The sequence below is a fragment of the Phyllobacterium sp. RCAM01083 genome (assembly GCF_055685835.1).
Genome location: NZ_JBVFZN010000002.1, coordinates 1 through 18,463 on the forward strand (window position 1 = coordinate 1; position 18,463 = coordinate 18,463).

At 61.2% G+C, this 18,463-nt stretch carries 17 protein-coding genes; 11 read left to right on the forward strand and 6 right to left on the reverse strand.

Features of this window, described 5'->3' with window-relative positions; genetic code table 11:
* From ACZ25R_RS00040 to ACZ25R_RS00060, 5 genes are all read left to right on the forward strand, one after another.
* Positions 1–494 (forward strand): ABC transporter ATP-binding protein (locus tag ACZ25R_RS00040; protein ID WP_472459587.1); only part of this gene is annotated, 494 nt, incomplete at its 5' end.
* 1 nt (position 495) lies between these two features.
* Positions 496–2,961, forward strand: coding sequence for a nitrite reductase large subunit NirB (gene nirB, locus ACZ25R_RS00045; protein WP_472459588.1), 2,466 nt, complete (start codon positions 496–498; stop codon positions 2,959–2,961).
* Between the two features lie 4 nt (positions 2,962–2,965).
* On the forward strand, positions 2,966–3,295 hold the full coding sequence (nirD, locus tag ACZ25R_RS00050) for a nitrite reductase small subunit NirD (protein WP_472459589.1): 330 nt from the start codon (positions 2,966–2,968) through the stop codon (positions 3,293–3,295).
* A gap of 6 nt (positions 3,296–3,301) precedes the next feature.
* Positions 3,302–5,956 (forward strand): nitrate reductase, encoded by a 2,655-nt coding sequence (locus ACZ25R_RS00055; protein WP_472459590.1) that lies wholly within the window; start codon positions 3,302–3,304, stop codon positions 5,954–5,956.
* Positions 5,928–6,863 carry a precorrin-2 dehydrogenase/sirohydrochlorin ferrochelatase family protein gene (locus ACZ25R_RS00060; RefSeq protein WP_472459591.1) on the forward strand — a complete coding sequence of 312 codons (936 nt, stop codon included), beginning with the start codon at positions 5,928–5,930 and terminating at the stop codon, positions 6,861–6,863. Before ACZ25R_RS00055 ends, ACZ25R_RS00060 begins: the two co-directional genes overlap by 29 nt.
* Here the strand turns inward: ACZ25R_RS00060 and ACZ25R_RS00065 are convergent.
* The gene (locus tag ACZ25R_RS00065; RefSeq protein ID WP_472459592.1) at positions 6,860–7,594 is read right to left on the reverse strand and encodes a glutathione S-transferase; all 735 of its coding nucleotides are present in this window, start codon (positions 7,592–7,594) and stop codon (positions 6,860–6,862) included. The two genes, ACZ25R_RS00060 and ACZ25R_RS00065, sit on opposite strands and share 4 nt — an antisense overlap.
* On the reverse strand, positions 7,584–8,513 hold the full coding sequence (gene gcvA, locus ACZ25R_RS00070) for a transcriptional regulator GcvA (protein WP_472459593.1): 930 nt from the start codon (positions 8,511–8,513) through the stop codon (positions 7,584–7,586). Before gcvA ends, ACZ25R_RS00065 begins: the two co-directional genes overlap by 11 nt.
* A 142-nt stretch (positions 8,514–8,655) precedes the next feature.
* Here gcvA and ACZ25R_RS00075 point away from each other — a divergent pair, with 142 nt between their 5' ends.
* The 6 genes from ACZ25R_RS00075 (at position 8,656) to ACZ25R_RS00100 (ending at position 13,567) form a co-directional block, all read left to right on the forward strand.
* The gene (locus ACZ25R_RS00075) at positions 8,656–9,126 is read left to right on the forward strand and encodes a RidA family protein (protein WP_472459594.1); all 471 of its coding nucleotides are present in this window, start codon (positions 8,656–8,658) and stop codon (positions 9,124–9,126) included.
* A 2-nt stretch (positions 9,127–9,128) separates the two neighbouring features.
* Positions 9,129–10,322: an aminotransferase class V-fold PLP-dependent enzyme gene (locus ACZ25R_RS00080; protein WP_472459595.1), complete on the forward strand. Its 1,194-nt coding sequence runs from the start codon at positions 9,129–9,131 to the stop codon at positions 10,320–10,322.
* A 26-nt stretch (positions 10,323–10,348) separates the two neighbouring features.
* Complete coding sequence (locus ACZ25R_RS00085; protein ID WP_472459596.1) at positions 10,349–11,131, forward strand: SDR family oxidoreductase; 783 nt, start codon at positions 10,349–10,351, stop codon at positions 11,129–11,131.
* Positions 11,132–11,259: 128 nt separating this feature from the next.
* Positions 11,260–12,270, forward strand: a complete 1,011-nt coding sequence (locus ACZ25R_RS00090; RefSeq protein ID WP_464664934.1) for an IS30 family transposase — start codon at positions 11,260–11,262, stop codon at positions 12,268–12,270.
* A gap of 160 nt (positions 12,271–12,430) precedes the next feature.
* On the forward strand, positions 12,431–13,267 hold the full coding sequence (locus ACZ25R_RS00095; protein WP_472459597.1) for an oxidoreductase: 837 nt from the start codon (positions 12,431–12,433) through the stop codon (positions 13,265–13,267).
* A gap of 156 nt (positions 13,268–13,423) precedes the next feature.
* Positions 13,424–13,567, forward strand: coding sequence for a hypothetical protein (locus tag ACZ25R_RS00100; RefSeq protein ID WP_163364476.1), 144 nt, complete (start codon positions 13,424–13,426; stop codon positions 13,565–13,567).
* A 62-nt stretch (positions 13,568–13,629) separates the two neighbouring features.
* Here ACZ25R_RS00100 and ACZ25R_RS00105 read toward each other — a convergent pair whose 3' ends face one another.
* From ACZ25R_RS00105 to ACZ25R_RS00120, 4 genes are all read right to left on the reverse strand, one after another.
* Positions 13,630–14,847, reverse strand: a complete 1,218-nt coding sequence (locus ACZ25R_RS00105; protein ID WP_472459598.1) for an adenylate/guanylate cyclase domain-containing protein — start codon at positions 14,845–14,847, stop codon at positions 13,630–13,632.
* Between the two features lie 73 nt (positions 14,848–14,920).
* On the reverse strand, positions 14,921–16,105 hold the full coding sequence (locus ACZ25R_RS00110) for an SGNH/GDSL hydrolase family protein (protein ID WP_464664332.1): 1,185 nt from the start codon (positions 16,103–16,105) through the stop codon (positions 14,921–14,923).
* Positions 16,102–17,199 (reverse strand): glycoside hydrolase, encoded by a 1,098-nt coding sequence (locus ACZ25R_RS00115; protein ID WP_472459599.1) that lies wholly within the window; start codon positions 17,197–17,199, stop codon positions 16,102–16,104. Before ACZ25R_RS00115 ends, ACZ25R_RS00110 begins: the two co-directional genes overlap by 4 nt.
* A 62-nt stretch (positions 17,200–17,261) precedes the next feature.
* Positions 17,262–18,437 (reverse strand): polysaccharide pyruvyl transferase family protein, encoded by a 1,176-nt coding sequence (locus ACZ25R_RS00120; RefSeq protein ID WP_223615922.1) that lies wholly within the window; start codon positions 18,435–18,437, stop codon positions 17,262–17,264.
* Positions 18,438–18,463: the final 26 nt, after the last annotated feature.

The following is an 18,463-nucleotide window of genomic DNA, read 5'->3' on the forward strand; positions in this document are numbered from 1 at the left end:
CGGTCGACAAGGTCTTCTCATCCAGCAAAAGCCGGGCGGAACGGCATGAATGGACCATGCGCAATCTCGAACTGGTGCAGATGGTGCATGCCAGGGACAAGCGCCCGTCTGAAGTCTCCGGCGGCATGAAGCAGCGGGTCGGCATTGCCCGGGCGCTGGCCATGGAGCCCAAGGTGCTGCTGCTGGACGAGCCGTTCGGTGCGCTGGATGCGCTCACCCGCGCGCATCTGCAGGATCAGGTGATGCAGATCCATACGGAGCTTGCCAATACGGTGTTGATGATCACTCACGATGTCGATGAAGCCGTGCTGCTTTCCGACCGCATCGTCATGATGACCAATGGTCCTTCCGCCAGGATCGGCGAAATCCTCGACGTGCCGCTGGTTCGCCCGCGCCGCCGCATCGAGCTTGCCGCCGATGCCACCTATATCCGTTGCCGTTCATCCGTGCTGAAATTCCTCTACGAACGGCACCGTCTTGTGGAGGCCGCGTAAGATGGAAACAGCAGCGAAAAAACAGAAACTCGTCGTCATCGGCAATGGCATGGCGCCGGGCAGGGCGCTTGAACACCTCTTCGAGATGGCGCCCGATACCTATGACGTGACCATTTTCAATGCCGAGCCGCGCGTCAACTACGACCGGATCATGCTGTCGCCGGTGCTGTCAGGCGAAAAGGAATTCGAGGAAATCATCATCCATGGTGATGGCTGGTACATCAAGCACGGCATCACGCTCTACAAGGGCCACAAGGTTATCGGGATTGACCGGGAGGCAAAGACGGTCACCTCCGATGCCGGAACGACCGAAAGCTACGACAAGCTTTTGATCGCGACGGGTTCGGTCCCCTTCGTTCTGCCTGTTCCCGGCAACAACCTGCCGGGGGTCCTGACCTATCGCGATCTCGACGATGTGAATGCCATGCTGCTCGCGGCCCAGTCCCGGGCGCGCGCCGTGGTGATCGGCGGTGGGCTGCTGGGTCTGGAGGCGGCTGCCGGCCTGAAATCACGCGGCATGGATGTCACGGTTCTCCATATCATGCCGACGCTGATGGAGCGCCAGCTTGATCCCGCTGCGGGCTATCTGCTCGAACAGGCGGTGGAAGGGCGTGGCATCCGCGTGATGACCAAAGCGAGTACCAAGGAGATCATCGGTCAGAACAGGGTGGAAGGCGTTCTGCTTGCCGATGGCACAACATTGCCTGCCGATCTGGTGGTCATGGCGGCGGGTATCCGCCCCAACGCCCTGCTTGCGAAGGAGGCGGGCCTTGCAACCAATCGCGGCATCGTTGTCGACGCCGGCATGCGGACCTCCGATCCCGATATTTTCGCCATCGGCGAGTGCGCCGAGGTGGGCGGACAATGCTACGGGCTCGTCGCGCCTCTCTACGAGATGGCGCGGGTTGTGTCGGCACAACTGGCAGATGATGCGGATGCAAAATTCGTGCACAGCGAGACGCCGACCAAACTGAAGGTCACAGGCATCAACCTGTTTTCCGTCGGCGATCTCGGCGAAGGCGACGACCGGCAGGAGATCGTCCTGCGCGATGCGGCTGCCGGTGTCTACAAGCGGCTGGTGCTGAAGGATGACCGCATCATCGGCACGGTGCTGTACGGCGAGACATCCGACGGGGCCTGGTTCCATGACCTGACCAAAAAACGCACTGACATTTCGGAGATGCGCGACACATTGATTTTCGGCCAGTCCTATCAGGGAGGGTCCCCGCTGGACCCTATGGCGGCCGTTGCAGCCTTGCCAGATGATGCGGAAATCTGCGGCTGCAACGGCATATGCAAGGGCAAGATCACCGGTGCCATATCCGGCAAGGGGTTGACCTCGCTGGACGATGTGCGGGCCCATACCAAGGCGTCCGCCTCCTGCGGCAGCTGCACCGGTCTGGTGGAACAGCTGCTGGCGCTGACACTCGGCGATTCCTACAATCCATCGGCCGTGACGCCCATGTGCAGTTGCACCGACCTTGGCCATGACGATGTCCGCCGGCTGATCAAGGCGAAGAAGCTGAAATCCATTCCGGCCGTGATGCAGGAGCTCGAATGGAAGACATCGTGCGGCTGCGCCAAGTGCCGCCCGGCCTTGAATTATTATCTCGTTGCGGACTGGCCGGATGAATATGCCGACGACTACCAGTCGCGCTTCATCAACGAACGGGTGCATGCCAATATCCAGAAGGACGGAACCTATTCCGTGGTGCCGCGCATGTGGGGCGGCGTCACCAACTCAAGGGAATTGCGGGCGATCGCCGATGTGGTCGACAAATTCGCCATTCCGGCTGTCAAGGTCACAGGCGGCCAGCGCATCGACATGCTGGGCGTCAAGAAGGAAGATCTGCCTGCCGTCTGGGCCGATCTCGGCAAGGCCGGGTTCGTCTCGGGGCAGGCCTATGCCAAGGGTCTGCGCACGGTAAAAACCTGTGTCGGGACCGACTGGTGCCGGTTCGGCACGCAGGATTCGACCGGGCTCGGCATTCGCATCGAAAAATTCATGTGGGGATCGTGGACGCCCGCCAAGGTCAAGATGGCGGTTTCGGGCTGTCCGCGCAATTGCGCCGAAGCCACCTGCAAGGATGTCGGCATCATCTGTGTCGATTCCGGATATGAAATCCATTTCGCCGGGGCGGCGGGGCTGGATATCAAGGGGACGGAAGTTCTGGGGCTGGTCAAGACCGAGGACGAGGCGCTGGAACATGTGGTGGCCCTGACGCAGATGTACCGCGAACAGGGCCGCTATCTCGAGCGCATCTACAAATGGGCCAAACGCGTCGGTCTCGACGAAATCCGCCGCCAGATCATGCGGGACGAGGCGAAGCGCCGCGGCTATTTCGACCGGTTCGTCTTCAGCCAGACCTTTGCGCAGGTCGATCCGTGGTCCGAACGGGTTTCCGGCGTCGACAAGCATGAATTCCAGCCGATGGCCAAAATCGGCTACCAGCAGGCAGCGGAGTAGAGTGATGAACTGGGTTGAGATTGGAACAATCAACGACATTCCGCGCCGGGGCGCCCGCTGCGTGAATACGCCCGAGGGCAGGATCGCGGTTTTCCGCACCATGGAAGACCAGATTTTTGCCATTGACGATCACTGTCCGCACAAGGGCGGGCCGCTCAGCCAGGGCATCGTCCATGGCGCTTCGGTGACCTGTCCGCTGCACAATTGGGTTATCTCGCTGGAGACCGGCAAGGCACTTGGCGCGGATGAAGGCAGTGTGAAAACCATCGCGATCCGGCTGGATGGCGACCGGATTCTGGCTGGACTTGAGCTCGCCGCCATGGCGGCGGAGTAGAGCGGCATGGACACCCCGGCAGTTCGCACCACCTGCCCCTATTGCGGCGTCGGATGTGGCGTGCTCGCGACCCCCGGCAATGACGGCACGGTTGCCATTGCCGGAGATCCCGATCATCCCGCCAATTTCGGGCGGCTCTGTTCCAAGGGATCGGCGCTCGGTGAAACGGTTCATCTGGATGGCCGGTTGCTGGAGCCGCAGGTCGAAGGTAAGGCCGCGAGCTGGGACAAGGCGCTTGATTTCGTCGCCAGCCGTTTCAGCGCTGTGATCAGGGAACATGGCCCGGATAGCGTTGCTTTCTACGTTTCGGGCCAGCTTCTCACAGAGGATTATTACGTTGCCAACAAGCTGATGAAAGGTTTCATCGGCTCGGCGAACATCGATACGAACTCGCGGCTGTGCATGTCGTCGTCGGTGGCGGGGCATATGCGTGCCTTCGGGTCGGACACCGTGCCGGGAACCTATGAAGACCTTGAGCTCGCCGATCTCATCGTGCTGACCGGGTCCAATCTCGCCTGGTGCCATCCCGTGCTCTATCAGCGTATCGCGGCGGCCAAGCTGAAGCGTCCGCAGATGCGTATTGTCCTCATCGATCCGCGCCGCACCATGACCGCCGATATCGCCGACATGCACCTGCCGATCCGTGCCGACGGGGATACGGCGCTGTTTGTCGGGCTGCTCGGTTTTCTGGCCGAGCAGGGGGCCTTGGATCGCGCCTATATCGAGCGGCATACGTCAGGCTTTGCGGCGGCGCTGGCCCTTGCCAATCCCTGCGATCTGGATGAGATTTCGCAGCACACCGGAATTGCGCCGGATCAACTGCTCGCCTTTTTCGCGCTGTTCGCCCGCACCGAACGATGCGTGACGGTGTACAGCCAGGGCGTCAACCAGTCGGCGTCCGGTACGGACAAGGTCAATGCCATCATCAACTGCCATCTGGCAACGGGCCGCCTCGGCCGCCCCGGCATGGGGCCGTTCTCGGTCACCGGGCAGCCCAATGCCATGGGCGGGCGCGAAGTGGGCGGGCTTGCCAATATGCTGGCGGGCCATATGCAGATCGAAAATGCCGGGCACCGGCGGCTGGTTCAGGATTTCTGGGCCTCCCCGACCATGGCAACGAGGCCGGGGCTGAAGGCCGTCGATCTGTTCAAGGCGGTGGGAGACGGCAGGATCAAGGCGCTGTGGATCATGGCGACGAACCCGGCCGATTCCATGCCGGAAGCCGATCGCGTGGCGAAGGCGCTGAAAGCCTGCCCGTTTGTCGTGGTCTCCGACATCAACGCGGAAACCGATACGACCGCCTATGCCCATGTGCTTCTGCCGGCGGCCGGATGGGGCGAGAAGGACGGAACGGTCACCAATTCGGAACGGCGCATCAGCCGGCAACGGCCATTCCTGCCGCTGCCGGGTCAGGCGAGGCCGGACTGGTGGATCATCACCGAGGTGGCGAAACGCATGGGGTTTGCCGCCGCCTTTGCCTATCAGAATCCCGCGCAGATTTTTGCCGAGCATGCCGCTTTGTCGGGAGCGGAGAACAAGGGCAGCCGCGATTTCGATATCGCTGCCCATGCCGGCATATCAGTAAGCGGATATGACAACCTTGCCCCATTTCAATGGCCGCAAAGCCGGGACCCTGCGACACCGGGCGGACGTTTTTTTGCACAAGGCGGCTTCTTTACCGGGGATCGCCGGGCACGGTTCATTGCGGTCTCGCCAGCCGATACCGGCGCGATCGATCAACGATTCACGCTCAATACCGGGCGCGTGCGCGATCACTGGCACACGATGACGCGCACTGGAAAGAGCGCGCGCCTGTCGGCGCATTTCGCTGAACCCTTTGCTGAGATACATCCGCTCGATGCCGTGGGACTGGGGATTGCCGATGCAAGCCTTGTCCGGTTGCACAACGCGCATGGCGGCATCATCGTCCGAGCCCTGCTGACGGACAGACAGGCGCGCGGCAGTGTGTTCGTGCCCATGCACTGGACCGACCAGTTTGCCGGTAGTGCCCGGGTGGACACATTGGTGACATCGCGAACCGACCCGGTCTCCGGCCAGCCTGCACTGAAGATGGCAAGGGTGGATATCCAGCCTTTCGAAGCTCTCTGGTACGGGTTCGCGGTCCTGCGTGACAGGCCCCGGAGGATTACGGCGGATTACTGGGCACTTGCCAGGTCCAATGGAGGATACCGGATCGAACTTGCCGGTCTTCACGAGCCCGATGACTGGGCGATGTTTGCCGGAGAATTGTTCGGTTGCGGCGAGGGGGCACCGCTGCTGCGTTATCACGATGCTAGGAATGGCCAGCACCGCATGGCTGCCTTTGCCGGTGATGCCCTGATCGGCGCGCTCTATATCGCGCGCCAGCCCGTTGCCGTGTCGCGCAGTTGGGCCAGCGAGCAGCTGTCGCAGCACTTTCCTGCAGCGCAGAACCGTTTCCAGCTTCTGGCGGGACGGCCCGGCGGGGATATGCCCGACAAGGGCGCGATTGTCTGCTCCTGCTTTTCCGTCGGCCGCAACGAAATCGCCGGCGCCGTGCGCGGCGGCTGCCGGACCGTTGCCGCCATCGGCGAGGCTTTGAAGGCCGGAACGAATTGCGGCTCCTGCCGCGCCGAAATCAGGGGGATTGTCGATGCAAATCTTGTCCAGGCCGCAGAATAGCCCACGCCCCGGCAGTATCGGGCAACTGGCAGTGCTGCCGGTGTTTTTCAGCCTTGCGGGCAAGCGCGGCGTGGTTGCGGGCGGGACGGCCGCCGCCGCATGGAAAGCCGAACTGCTGGCAGCGGCGGGCGCCGAGGTTCATGTCTGCGCCGAAGCCATGAGCGAGGAAATGTTCGCCCTGATTGCGGCAGGACCGTTCGTTCATCATGCGCGCAGGTGGTCGGCAACGGATTTGCACGGTGCTGCCATCGCCATTGCCGACGTCGCGACGGAACAGGAGGCTGAAGCATTCCTGCATGCGGCGACGCAAGCTGGTGTGCCGTGCAATGTCATCGACAAACCGGCATTCTGCGCGTTTCAGTTTGGCACCATCGTCAATCGTTCGCCCGTGGTGGTCGGCATATCGACCGATGGCGCAGCACCTATTCTGGGGCAGGCGATCCGCCGGCGGATCGAGACAGTCCTGCCCGCATCATTGGCAGTATGGGCGCGACTGGCACAACAGTTGCGCTGCTATATTGCGCAAACGCTGCAGCCTGGCCGCCAGCGAAGGCTGTTCTGGGAGGATTTCGTCAATCGCGCCTTTGGCGTGGACCCGTTGCCCGACGAAGAGGCCAAACTGCAGGCACAGGCGATGAAGATCGCCAATGCCCGGAATTCCCGAACCGGCACCGTGACTCTCATCCCGGTCGAGAGTAATGACCCCGAGCTTCTGACACTCAAGGCCATGCGCCTATTGCAAATGGCCGATGCGATCTTTTATGGCAGGGATATTGCGCCTGCCATTCTGCAGCTGGCGCGGCGGGAGGCCAGGCGCATTCCCCTGATCGATGAACCGTTTCACGACGCTGCTGCGCAGCGTCTTTGCGCCGACGGCAAGAACGTTGTTGTTCTCAAACGCGCCTAGACGGCGTCCTGATCGAGTTCCGGGTAATGACGGAAAATGCCTGACTCGTTGAAGGGAATACGCCGGGGCGAGGCGAGATAGCGGGCAATGTTGGGCCGCTCCCGGATCCGATCATGCAATGCAACCAGTAGGGGATACTGGCGATCAAACAACCGCGCGGCGCGGGGAAAGGCATATCTCAGCCCTTCGATCACCTGAAACAGCGAGAGGTCGACATAGCTGAGCCCGTTGCCGACGCTGTGCCTGTCACCGTCCGGATTATTGGCAAGGTTACGCTCGAAATAGCCGAGATATTTCGGGATGCGGTGCTCGATGAAGCTGGCCGAACGTGCCTTCGCTGCTTCCTTCTGATCCTCGTAGTAAAGCTCGGTGGCAATCGGATGATGCGTGTCGTGCACCTCGCAGACAAAGTCGGTGATGGTCAGTTGCAGGCCATTGGCGGCATAGCGCAATCCTTCATTCTCCGGCACCAGACCGAGTTTGGGTCCGAGATAGAAGAGAATATTGGCGACGTGCGAAACAAGCAGTTCGCCGTCTTTCAGAAAGGGCGGTGCGAACGGCGTGTGCGAGGTATCTGCGCCTTTCAGCATCCGCATCATTGCGGATGTGCCGCGCCCGCTGCCGGTTTCGCGGGTAATGTCGACATAGGCCGTCCCGGCTTCTTCCAGCGCCAGCCGGATGAACTCGCCGCGTCCCTGTATGCCGTCCCAGTAATAGAGTTCATAGGGCATTGCCGGTTTCTCCATTGTTCGGATTGGATGCCTTTGCGGTTTCCGCGATCAGCCAATCGATAAATATTTGGGCCGCCGGAGCACTTCTGGCCCCTTTGGGTGTCACCAGCCAATGGGCGGTTCGGGTGGAGGTGATCGTCTGCGCGCATGGCTGCACCAGACGCCCGGTCCGCAGGTGATCGCGGATAAGCAGCATGCGGCCGATGGCAATGCCCTGACCGTCCAGCGCGGCCTGCAGGGTGATGTTGTAGTCCGTCAGCTGGATGGTGCGGGCACCGGACAGATCAAGGCCCACCGCATCGGCCCAGACCTGCCAGTCGACGGGCTTCCTGGCGAACAGCAATGTGTGGCGCAGCAAGTCCTCCGGCGTCTCGATGGCTTTGTCCGATTGCAGACGTGCCGGGCTGATAACCGGGCTGAGCTGTTCGGCCATGAGCAGGCGCACATCGACCCCGGGCCAGTTTCCGTCGCCATAGCGGATGGCAATGTCGGCCTCCCCGGCGGCAATGTCCGCGCTGCGCAGGGTGGGATCGAGTTCGAGGCCGATGTCGGGGTGCAGCGATTGAAAACCGTGCAGGCGCGAGACGAGCCAGTTGGCGGCAAAGGAGGGCAGCAGGCTGATGCGGACCACTGTGCGTTTGTTCCTGCCGCGCAGGTCTGCGGTGGCGGCGGCGATGAGGCGGAATGCATCGGTGGTGCGGGCGCGATAGTCCTCGCCCTCCGGTGTCAAGGCGATGCTGCGCGCCTTGCGGACAAACAGCGGCAGGCCGAGAAACTCTTCCAGCTGGCGGATATGATGGCTGACGGCACTTTGCGTGATGAGCAGTTCCTCGCCCGCCCGGCGAAAACTCATCAGTCGCGCGACGGCCTCGAAGGCTCGAAGTGCCTGCAACGGCGGCAAGGTGGTGGAGGAGCGCATTTCGCCTCATGCTTTCGATTGCGTGTCATCAGCTTATCCGGGTTTCCAGACATTAGCCAGATCGATCAGTGACACCAGTGTTTTGAATTGGACCTGCGGAGCAGGGCCGTTGATGATGGGACATAATCAGCCGGAGATGATGATGTCAGCCACCATAGCAGAGAAGCTTGCAACCCTCGGTCACGACCTGCCGGTCGCGTCCGTGCCTGTTGCCAATTATGTATCGGTCGTGCGCGCGGGCACCCTGTTGAGCATATCGGGGCAGATCAGCCGTATCGATGACGGGAACGCCGTCCTCGGTGTTGTCGGTGCGTCTGTTTCACTTGAGGAAGGCCGCAGGGCAGCCGAGATCGCGGCGCTCAACGTGCTGTCGCAGATTGCCGCGGCCACCGGCGGGACGATTGCCAGCGTGCGCCGCATCGTTCGGCTCGGCGTCTTCGTGGCGGCGACACCTGACTTCACCCAGCATCCGCAGGTGGCCAATGGCGCATCGGACCTGATGGTTGCCGTGTTCGGCGATGCGGGGCGTCACAGCCGTGCCGCCGTCGGCGTCAGCTCATTGCCGCGCGGCGTTGCTGTCGAGGTGGACGCGCTGGTGGAACTGGAGGGCTGACGGTGACCCAAACGCTCGACATCGAACAGCTGCGCGCGCAGACGCCGGGGTGTGCGATCAGCACCCATTTCAACCATTCCGGCTCTTCGCTGCCGTCAAACACGGTATTGGCGGCGGTGACGGAACATCTCCAGCGTGAATCGCTCTATGGCCCCATGGAAGCTGCGGCCAATGCGGCGGGCCTGATCGACGAAGCGCGGGCGGATGCCGCCGGTCTCATCGGTGCGGCGCCTGCCGAGATTGCCTTCTCCAGCAGCGGTTCCGCCGCCTGGGGACTGGCCTTTGCTGCCCTGTCGCCGCTTGCGGCAGGAGATCGCATTCTGGTCGGCCGTCAGGAATGGGGCGGCAATCTGTCGACGATGCAGGCGGCGGCGAAAAGAGCGGGTGCGGGCATCGAGACCATCCCTGTGAATGAGGACGGCAGCGTGGATGCCAATGCGCTTGCTGCCATGATCGATGACCGCGTTCGCCTTGTTGCTTTGACATGGCTTCCCGCCAATGGCGGGCTTATCAACGATGCCGCGGCCATCGGCCGGGTGACGCGTGCGGCGGGCATTCCCTATTTCATCGATGCGGCGCAGGCGCTCGGCCAGCTTCCCGTGGATGTCAGCGCCATCGGCTGTGATATGCTGAAGGGGTCCGGCAGGAAATTTCTGCGTGGCCCGCGCGGCGCGGCCATCCTCTATCTGCGCAAGGCCTTTCTCGAAACACTCGAACCAGCCTATCTCGATGTCCTTTCCTCGACATGGGGCGAGGACGGTCCACATATGCGGGCGGATGCGCAGCGTTTCGAGACAAGTGAGAAGCCCATCGCCCTGCTGCTGGGACTGGGAGCGGCGCTGAAACAGGCGCGCAGCCTCGGCGTGGATGCAATCCGCCAGCGGATCAGGGAACTTTCCGGGCAATTGCGCGATCAGCTGGCTGCGGTTCCCGGTGTTGCGATTCATGACCTTGGCACGGAGAAATCCGGATTGGTCTCTTTTACGGTGGCGGGCATTGCGCCGCAGGCTTTGCGGGGCAAACTTGCGGAAAAGCGGATTACAATCGCGGCAAATGGGATACCTTACACACCGCTCGACATGACGGCGCGCGGCCTCAACGAGATTGCGCGGGCGTCAGTCAGCTATCTGAACACAACGGATGAAATTGACCGTCTCTGCGATAATGTTGCCGCTCTTGCTCGGCAGGCCGCTTGACGGAACGAAGGACAGGTGAGGACAGAATGGATCTGGGAATCAGGGGTAAGCGGGCAATCGTCTGCGCGAGTTCAAAAGGGCTCGGCCGCGGCGTTGCGGAGAAGCTGGCGGAAGCAGGTGTCGACCTGACGCTGAATGCCCGCACGGAAGCGGTGTTGCGCGAGACGGCAAAGGAAATCGCCGATACCTACGGCGTCAAGGTGCAGATCGTTGCGGCAGATGTGACGACGGAGGACGGCCGCAAGGAATTGCTGGCCGCCGAACCGCAACCGGATATTCTCGTCAACAATGCCGGCGGGCCGCCGGCTGGTCTGTGGTCAGACTGGCACGAGGAGGAGTGGTTGAAGGCGGTCAATGCCAATATGCTGACACCGATCTACCTGATGAACGCGATCCTGCCCGGCATGATCGAGCGCAAATGGGGCCGCGTGGTCAATATCACGTCCGGCTCGGTGAAATCCCCCATTGCCCAGCTTGGCCTGTCGAATGCCGCGCGCAGCGGCCTTACCGGTTTTGTCGCCGGAACAGCCCGGCAGGTGGCGCGCCACGGCGTGATCATCAACAACCTCTTGCCGGGCTCGCACGAGACCGACCGGATCAAGGGATTTCTGGAAAAGACTTCGGAAACCAAGGGCATCTCCATCGAACAGGCGCGCGCCGAAGCCCATGCCGCCAATCCGACCGGCCGTTTCGGCACCAAGGAGGAATTCGGCGCAGCGGCCGCCTTCCTGTGCAGTCAGTATGCCGGCTTCATCGTCGGGCAGAACCTTCTGCTCGATGGCGGCGCCTTCAACTCGACACTGGGGTGAAAGCCTGCATCGATGCCGTGAGTTCCATAATTAAACTTATGCAACTCACGGCATCGTGAAGGTGGGTTCAAGGATGAAGCGCGACTTGCAATAGATAACAATGGTTTATCCAATGCAAGGAATCGCCCGTGGAACGCACCTACTCCCAGATTGACATGGATGAACGCCGCAAGATCGCTCACTGGCGAACGGCAGGCGTCAAGGTCGACATCATTGCTGAAAAACTTGGGCGTCATCGCTCGACGATTTTTCGTGAGCTCAGGCGTAATACCTTCACCGACGTGCAAATGCCCGAACTTAACGGGTATTACTGTGTGACGGCGAACGACATGGCACGTGAACGACGTGCCAAGCTCCGCAAACTGGCACGGTTCGCGCATCTGCGCCAATCCGTGATCGAGCGCATTATTCATGGCTGGTCACCGCAACAGATAGCCGGTCGGATGCAGCTGGAGCAGCATCCGATTTGTGTGAGCCACGAGACGATCTACAAGTTCGCCTATTCACCGGACGGCCATGCGATCAAGCTTTGGCGGCACCTGCCGGAACACCGTGCCCGGCGGCGGCCGAGGCATGCCAGACGGCGTCATGGCCGCAGGTTCAGCCCGGACGTCAATATCCTGCACCGCCCGGATGTCGTGGCGACGCGCAAACAGTTTGGGCATTGGGAATGTGACCTCATCCAATTTCGCAAGAAATTCGGAAAAGCCAATGTGACGTCTCTGGTCGAACGCGTCAGCCGGTTTGCCGTGTTTCTACGCAACAACGATCGGCAGTCGAAACCTGTCATGGACGGTCTGATCCAAGCACTGCAGTCCCTGCCCCATTTTGCCCGCCGCTCCATCACCTTCGACCGCGGCACCGAGTTCACTGACTGGCCCTACCTGCAGGCCGGCATCGGAACGCAAACATGGTTTTGCGATCCGCAGTCGCCCTGGCAGAAAGGCACTGTCGAGAACACCAACAGACGGGCCAGGAAATGGCTGTCGAGAGAGGTTGATCCGCTGTCGATCAGCGACCGTGATCTCACGGAAATCTGCAACAGGCTGAATTCCACACCGCGCAAATGCCTTGGCTACAAAACGCCAGCAGAAGTCTTCCGGCAAAAACTACTCGCGCAGAGACGGCGTGCGGGTTAGCTTCAAAAGCGTGCAAGTCGCGCTTCAGCGAGAACTCACAGAAATCCGGAGGATCAGGCAATTCATCCGGAGTTCCGGTCTACGTGCTTTGCCGCCTTCCATCCTATTTTCGCGTCGTGGCCCCAAGGGGCTCTGTTTCAGGACGACAAGGAAATGCAGGATGAGCAAGACATGGTTTATCACCGGTGCCGGACGGGGTATCGGCGCGGAAGTTGCCAAGGCTGCGCTGGCAGCCGGTGACAATGTGGTCGCGACCGGCCGCAATCGCAAGCAGGTGCAGCAAGCGTTCGCGGGCGTCGAGGGGCAATTGCTGATCGTCGAGCTGGATGTAACGCGGCCCGAGCATGCGGATCAGGCGGTGGATGCTGCCGTCACCCATTTCGGCGGCATCGACGTTCTCGTCAACAATGCCGGCTACGGCCAGCTGGGTCAGTTCGAAGAAAATGGTGCCGACGACATCGAACGGCAATTCGCCACCAATGTATTCGGCCTGTTGCACGTGACCCGCGCGGTTCTGCCTGTGATGCGCTGGCAAAGATCGGGGCGGATCTTCAATTTCTCCTCCATAGGCGGCATGGTCGGGTTTGCCGGTGCTTCCGTCTATTGTTCGACGAAATTTGCCGTTGAAGGATTCTCGGAATCGCTGGCCATGGAAGTGGCCCGCTTCGGTATCCATGTGACCATCGTCGAGCCGGGGTTCTTCCGTACGGATTTTCTCGACGAAAGTTCGGTTCGCTATGGCAATAAAAGCATTGATGACTATGCCGAAGCCTCGCGTGAAACACGCACGACCTATGACGGGTACAGCTACAAGCAGGCGGGCGATCCGGCAAAGCTCGGGTCTGCATTGATTGAACTTGCCGCCTCGCAGGAGCCACCCCTGCGTTATGCCGCCGGTTCCGATGCGGTCCAGGGCATCGCGACGAAGCTGGATTCGGTTCACGCGGAAATCAACAAATGGCGATCCCTGTCGATTTCCACGGATGGTAATTTTTGAGCCGCTTTTCTGCCCAGAGATCAACACGATCTTCCCGGAGAAATAGGCAATCACCTCGGTGGATCGGTATACCGCCTCGCCCTTCCGCCATGCGATATTCAGACTGGGAATAAACCCCCGCTATTCAAATAACTTAAAAAGAAAGGGATATTTGCAATGAACATCCAACTCCCCACCCTTTCACCGTATCTCAAGCCGGGCTTTTCAACGCTGAAACTTCTTTCGCGTGTGCTGCATCCGATCAAGACCAAGAAGGATCGTGATATGGCGGAACTGGCAAAGCGATATTTAAACGGATAATCAGCGCCTTTTGACGCGCTTGTGAAAGCACAGGAAACCCGCAATGCCCGGCATTGCGGGTTTCAACGTTTTTCGGCGGGGTCGAGGGTGAACAGTTCTTGCGCCCGCCCGACACCGCGCAAGGCGAAACGCCCGACGCAAACCAGTTTGGAGCGAAGTTCTTCCGGCAGGAATGCGGCGAAGCGATCCGAGATCAGGACATCCTGATCGACGGACCGGCACATAGATGCGATGCGGCTGACTTCATTGACGGCCGGTCCGACGACGGTAAAATCCAGCCGCGTGTCGCTGCCGATATTGCCAAAGAACACCTCGCCCACATGCATGCCGAGATAGACATTGGTGATCGGCTGTTTCTCGGCGGCGCGCCGCTCGTTGAGCACGATGAGCCGCTTGCGCAGGAGAGCTTGGGCCTTCAGCGCCGCGGTGCAGGCCGTCTGCGACCCGCCTTCGGTGAAGATGGCCAGGGTGCCGTCGCCGATGAGCTTCAGCACATCGCCGCCCGCTTCCTGGATCGACGAGATGACCGCATCGGCATAGTCGTTCAGCATCGGGATTATGGCATCCGGTCCTGCCGCGTCGGAAATACGCGTATAGTCGCGCAGGTCCGAATACCAGAGAACCGCTTCGATCCGGTCGGCCGCGCCGCGATTGATGCGCCCGGCCAGCACGCGTTCGCCCGCATCGTGGCCGAGATAGACCTCGGCCACCGTGCGCACGATCCGCGCCAGTGAGGAGCATTTGATCGCAAGCGCCAGCCCCCGCGCCAGACGTTTCAGGATTGCAATGTCGCGGTCCTCGAAGCCGTCGGCGTGCGCCGTGGACCATTGCGAATAGAAACAGTCCATTTCGCCAATGCTGCCCTGCGTCGAAAAGCGGTGGACCAGCGCGAGATAATCGGTGAGCCCTTCGGCCTTGAGGTTTTCCAGATGCAGAAAGCCCGGTTCGTCCATTTCGCCGATGCGGCGGCGGAGCGAATCCTCGCCGGACTGCAGCAGGTGGTAGAATGTGGTCCGCTGCCAGCTTTCGGCGCCGGGGCCCTGGGTGCTCGAGCCATACTCGATCACCGGCTTTTCCACCTCCTCGCGCTGGCGCCAGTGGAACGCCCTGCCCTCGTAGATGGGATGCAGCGTATCGACAAAGGTCAAGGCGCGTTCGAGCGTGATGCCAAGGCCGCAGCACCGCACACAGAAACCGTTCAGCAGTTCGGTTTCGCTGGCGCCGGCCAATCCTTGCGCGTCGAGCCATTCTTCAATCGCAACTATGTCGGCTTCCGTCATGATTCCCGCTCACTTGTCCGTCTGAACGGGTATCACGTCCGTGCCGTTTGACAAAGATGGCAGTGGCGGGAACTCAGGCGCTTGGCGCCGGTGCTTCCACTTTGGCCGCCGGTTGTGCGGCAGCGGCAGAGCCATTGGCCGCGCTTCCGGCCTTCTCGATGGCGCAGACCTTCAGGTTGCCGGTGAAGAGAATGCCGCTGATCGGCAGTGCCGGTTCGGCCGGGAATGTTTCATGCCTGATGCTGTCCTTCGGCACATGCAGCTTGTGTTCGCCGTCTTCGCCGCCGCCCCCGAGGGTGAGCGCGAGGGATGGCTGGGTCTGCAGCAGCGTGACGCCATACAGGAACTCGAAGCTCAGCATCGACACCAGGAACTTGTAGGTGCCGTCGCGCACACCGCCCTTGAGCAGGGCGGCGCGGTGCGTCTCCTCGCCCATGCGCACATCGAGTGGCGGAATGCGCGGCTCGCAGACATAGGCCATGGCCAGGAGCTGCCCCTTGTCCACTTCGAACTTCAGACGGTCGCGGCCAAGATCAAGGGCCGAGACGGAAAATCGCCGGTTGCTGTATTCGACCGGCAATCGGCCCAGCCGCTTGCCCAGCTGCACGCCATCGAGCGCGCGCGCGCCGGCAAAATGGTCGGGGTCGATGGGCGGCTGCAGGGCAGCCGCCTTGTGCGGGCGCTGCAATGCCGGCTCCAGTTCATCGGCAATGAGGTTGGCGACAACGGTCGTCGCGACCGGCCGCGCATAATGCCCCTGGTCGGAATAGAAACTGGGATGGCCGACGACATCGCGGCCCAGCCGCTGCATCAGGTGGCGCGAAACGTCGACGCAGATGGTGCCGTACCACTGCGAAATGTAGTTGATCCCCGCATCGATGGATGGCACGGCGCTGAGGAAGGAGCCGTTGCGGGCGCCGAAGACAAGGGTGGCGATGCGCAGGTTGGGGTTCTGCTCGAGGGCATAGCGGATGATCCCCTCGTAAAACCGTGCCCAGTGGCGGAAAGGCCGCCGCTCGTCGCCATAGACAAAGGCATCATTGAGTGCGTACTCGATCAGCAGCAGATCGCAATCGGCAAGCTTGTCATAGGTCTTGAGCTGGTAGAGGCCGAAGGCGCTGGTCGTCCCGCCCACGGCCAGGTCGGCGGCAATGTCGAGGTCGATCCCGCGCCGGGCCATGGTCGCCAGAAGCGACGGCAGGTAGCCGGGCAGCATGACGGTATTGGAGCCACCGATGATGACGGTTTTCAGTTTCATGGTGTCACCACTGCTGCCCGGCCCGCGGGAGAGAGTCCCCCGCAGCGCCAGACCCCATATCCCTTTGCATCCCAATCGAAGTAGTAGGCGGCCGCCACCCGGCCTGTTCCCATCAGTTCGGCGAAGCGGCTGCGTGCCGCCTCGACCAGCTGTTCCCGTGAGCCGTCATTGGCCGGGCATGTGGTCGCCGTGTTGGAAAAGCCCCATTCGGTGATCCAGCACGGTTTGCCGTCCGGTTCCGAGCGGCAGATGGACAGCGCCTGGCTGACATGCGCTGCGCGGGCTGCTGCCGTGCCGTTGCTGCCGGGGTAGATGTGGATGCCGTAGCCATCCACGACCTTGTCCAGCCCATGCTTGCGCATGAGATTGGTAAAACTGGCGGGATCGATGCTGTCGATGCCGCGCCGGTCGGCGTCGGCGACCGGGATATCGGACAGCCCCGCCGAAATGACCTTGGCGTTGCGGCTGTATTGCGTTGATTGCAATTCCTTACGGACCACGGCGGCAAGCTGGACATACCGGGCTGCGCCCTGTTCGACGGCCGGCAAATTGTCGAGATCCGCCAGCGAGCGGGCGGTGCGGCTTTTGGCCTTCGCCTTCACTTCCAGATCGCCATTATAGGCGCCCCAGTTGATCTCGTTTCCGGCCTCCACGGCAACAAGCGGAATCTTGAGCGCATCGATCTTGCGCAGGGCATCGCCGACGACGGAACGGAACTGATCCGGCGAAATATCGGAAAGCCGGTACATGTCCCATATCCGGCCAAGGCCGGAACGGGGTTGCGTGCCTTCGGGATAGAAGGCCGGATTGTTGAGCGATATTTCCAGGAGGATGGCGAGGCCCTTGGCGTGAGCAACGCGGACCGCGTCAATGCTCTGGTCGATCGGTTTTGTCAGGGACAGGCGCACCGCCACGACGCCGTTCTTGACCATGAGATCAAGAAGCTTCTCCCGTTCGGCGGACGAAAGCCAGGCCAGATTGACCCGGTTGACGCCAAAGCGGGTATCGCCCGCCGCATGTGCCGGTGTTACCGGCTGAAAGCCGATAACAATCGCTGCCACGATACCGGCAGCGCCGGCGGCCAACTTACGCATGCGCACTTTCCAGCCCATGGTTTCATGCCTCCTCATAAGGTGGACGCCGGGACAAGCACCGATCACCGGATTCCAATATCTTTCAACGCGGCGTTGAAATTGGCTTCGCAGGCGGAATAGCGGTGGATAGCAGCGGGAACGTCGATCTTCGACAGGAAGTCCTGCAGGAAGGCCTTCTTTTGCGGCTCGCGATTCCAGACGGATGCCTCGATATGGGGGAAGCCGACAAAGTCGAGCATTTCGCGCATCCGGTCGTCGACGGCGATCATCAGCGCCGGAATGCCCGACTGCATGCCGATGATCGAACCATGGAACCGGCGGCCAAAGCAGAAATCCTGGCCGGAAACCCAGCTGCGCCACTTGTGCGTGTCGAAGAATACGAGATAGTCGCGCTTGCGCTGCCATTTCTCCGCATGCTTGTACTCGGTCGGCGCAGTGATGCGGCTGGCCGCCGGATCATAGGCTTCAGTGCCCTCATCGCCCACCATGTTCATGTTGTAGACGATGACTTCGTCCTGGATGACATAGCTTGCCGTGCTGTCCTTGTGCAGCAGCGCATGGGCATCGACGATGGTGTCGGGAACGCTGCCGAGATAACCGCCAAAGGCGATCTTCTGCGATTCCGCCAGGCCCGGATCGGCCAGGCGGCTGAGCGAGCGCTTCATCTGGGCCGGGTCGTAATAGAGGGAGGGGCAACCGGTCGGGCGCACATATTTCATGCCCTCGGCCTTCAGGAATTCCGCCGTGAAGTGCCCGCGGGTGAGGAAGAACGTTTCCTTCTTCTTCAAGACGTTGAGAAAGCGCTGCGTGCCTTCCGGCAGTTCGGCTTTCAGGTTTTCCTTCTTCTGGATGCCGATGCCCATGACGACGATCGGCATGTTGAGACGCTCGAACACATGGGATTCCGTCGCCGCTGCATAGCCGGGCCGGAGCAGGTTGGCCGATGCAAACAGGCACAGATCAAAGCTCTCGTTCAGCCGCGCATAGGTCTCGGGCGAATGGATGCTGTTGGCCAGATGCCAGAATGGAATATAGGTGACGTCGTGGCCGCGCACGCTGTTGGCCGCGCCTTCACCGATGAGATAATTGCCGGTATTGGCAATCCGCTTGACCTGGTCGATGACATCCTTCTTCGTCCGGATGTTCTCGAAATAGGGACGGTGCTTGACCGTTGCCCCGGAAACGCTGTCGACTGTCCGCATCAGATATGATGGGATGCCTGTGATCATTATTCGCATGTTCGTCCATCTTGGGTTGGAGCTTC

Coding starts and splice junctions, on each gene's coding strand:
- nirB (WP_472459588.1), top strand. CDS start 496: ATGGAAACAGCAGCGAAAAAACAGAAACTCGTCGTCATCGGCAATGGC.
- nirD (WP_472459589.1), top strand. CDS start 2,966: ATGAACTGGGTTGAGATTGGAACAATCAACGACATTCCGCGCCGGGGC.
- ACZ25R_RS00055 (WP_472459590.1), top strand. CDS start 3,302: ATGGACACCCCGGCAGTTCGCACCACCTGCCCCTATTGCGGCGTCGGA.
- ACZ25R_RS00060 (WP_472459591.1), top strand. CDS start 5,928: ATGCAAATCTTGTCCAGGCCGCAGAATAGCCCACGCCCCGGCAGTATC.
- ACZ25R_RS00065 (WP_472459592.1), bottom strand. CDS start 7,594: ATGCCCTATGAACTCTATTACTGGGACGGCATACAGGGACGCGGCGAG.
- gcvA (WP_472459593.1), bottom strand. CDS start 8,513: ATGCGCTCCTCCACCACCTTGCCGCCGTTGCAGGCACTTCGAGCCTTC.
- ACZ25R_RS00075 (WP_472459594.1), top strand. CDS start 8,656: ATGTCAGCCACCATAGCAGAGAAGCTTGCAACCCTCGGTCACGACCTG.
- ACZ25R_RS00085 (WP_472459596.1), top strand. CDS start 10,349: ATGGATCTGGGAATCAGGGGTAAGCGGGCAATCGTCTGCGCGAGTTCA.
- ACZ25R_RS00095 (WP_472459597.1), top strand. CDS start 12,431: ATGAGCAAGACATGGTTTATCACCGGTGCCGGACGGGGTATCGGCGCG.
- ACZ25R_RS00100 (WP_163364476.1), top strand. CDS start 13,424: ATGAACATCCAACTCCCCACCCTTTCACCGTATCTCAAGCCGGGCTTT.
- ACZ25R_RS00105 (WP_472459598.1), bottom strand. CDS start 14,847: ATGACGGAAGCCGACATAGTTGCGATTGAAGAATGGCTCGACGCGCAA.
- ACZ25R_RS00110 (WP_464664332.1), bottom strand. CDS start 16,105: ATGAAACTGAAAACCGTCATCATCGGTGGCTCCAATACCGTCATGCTG.
- ACZ25R_RS00115 (WP_472459599.1), bottom strand. CDS start 17,199: ATGCGTAAGTTGGCCGCCGGCGCTGCCGGTATCGTGGCAGCGATTGTT.
- ACZ25R_RS00120 (WP_223615922.1), bottom strand. CDS start 18,437: ATGCGAATAATGATCACAGGCATCCCATCATATCTGATGCGGACAGTC.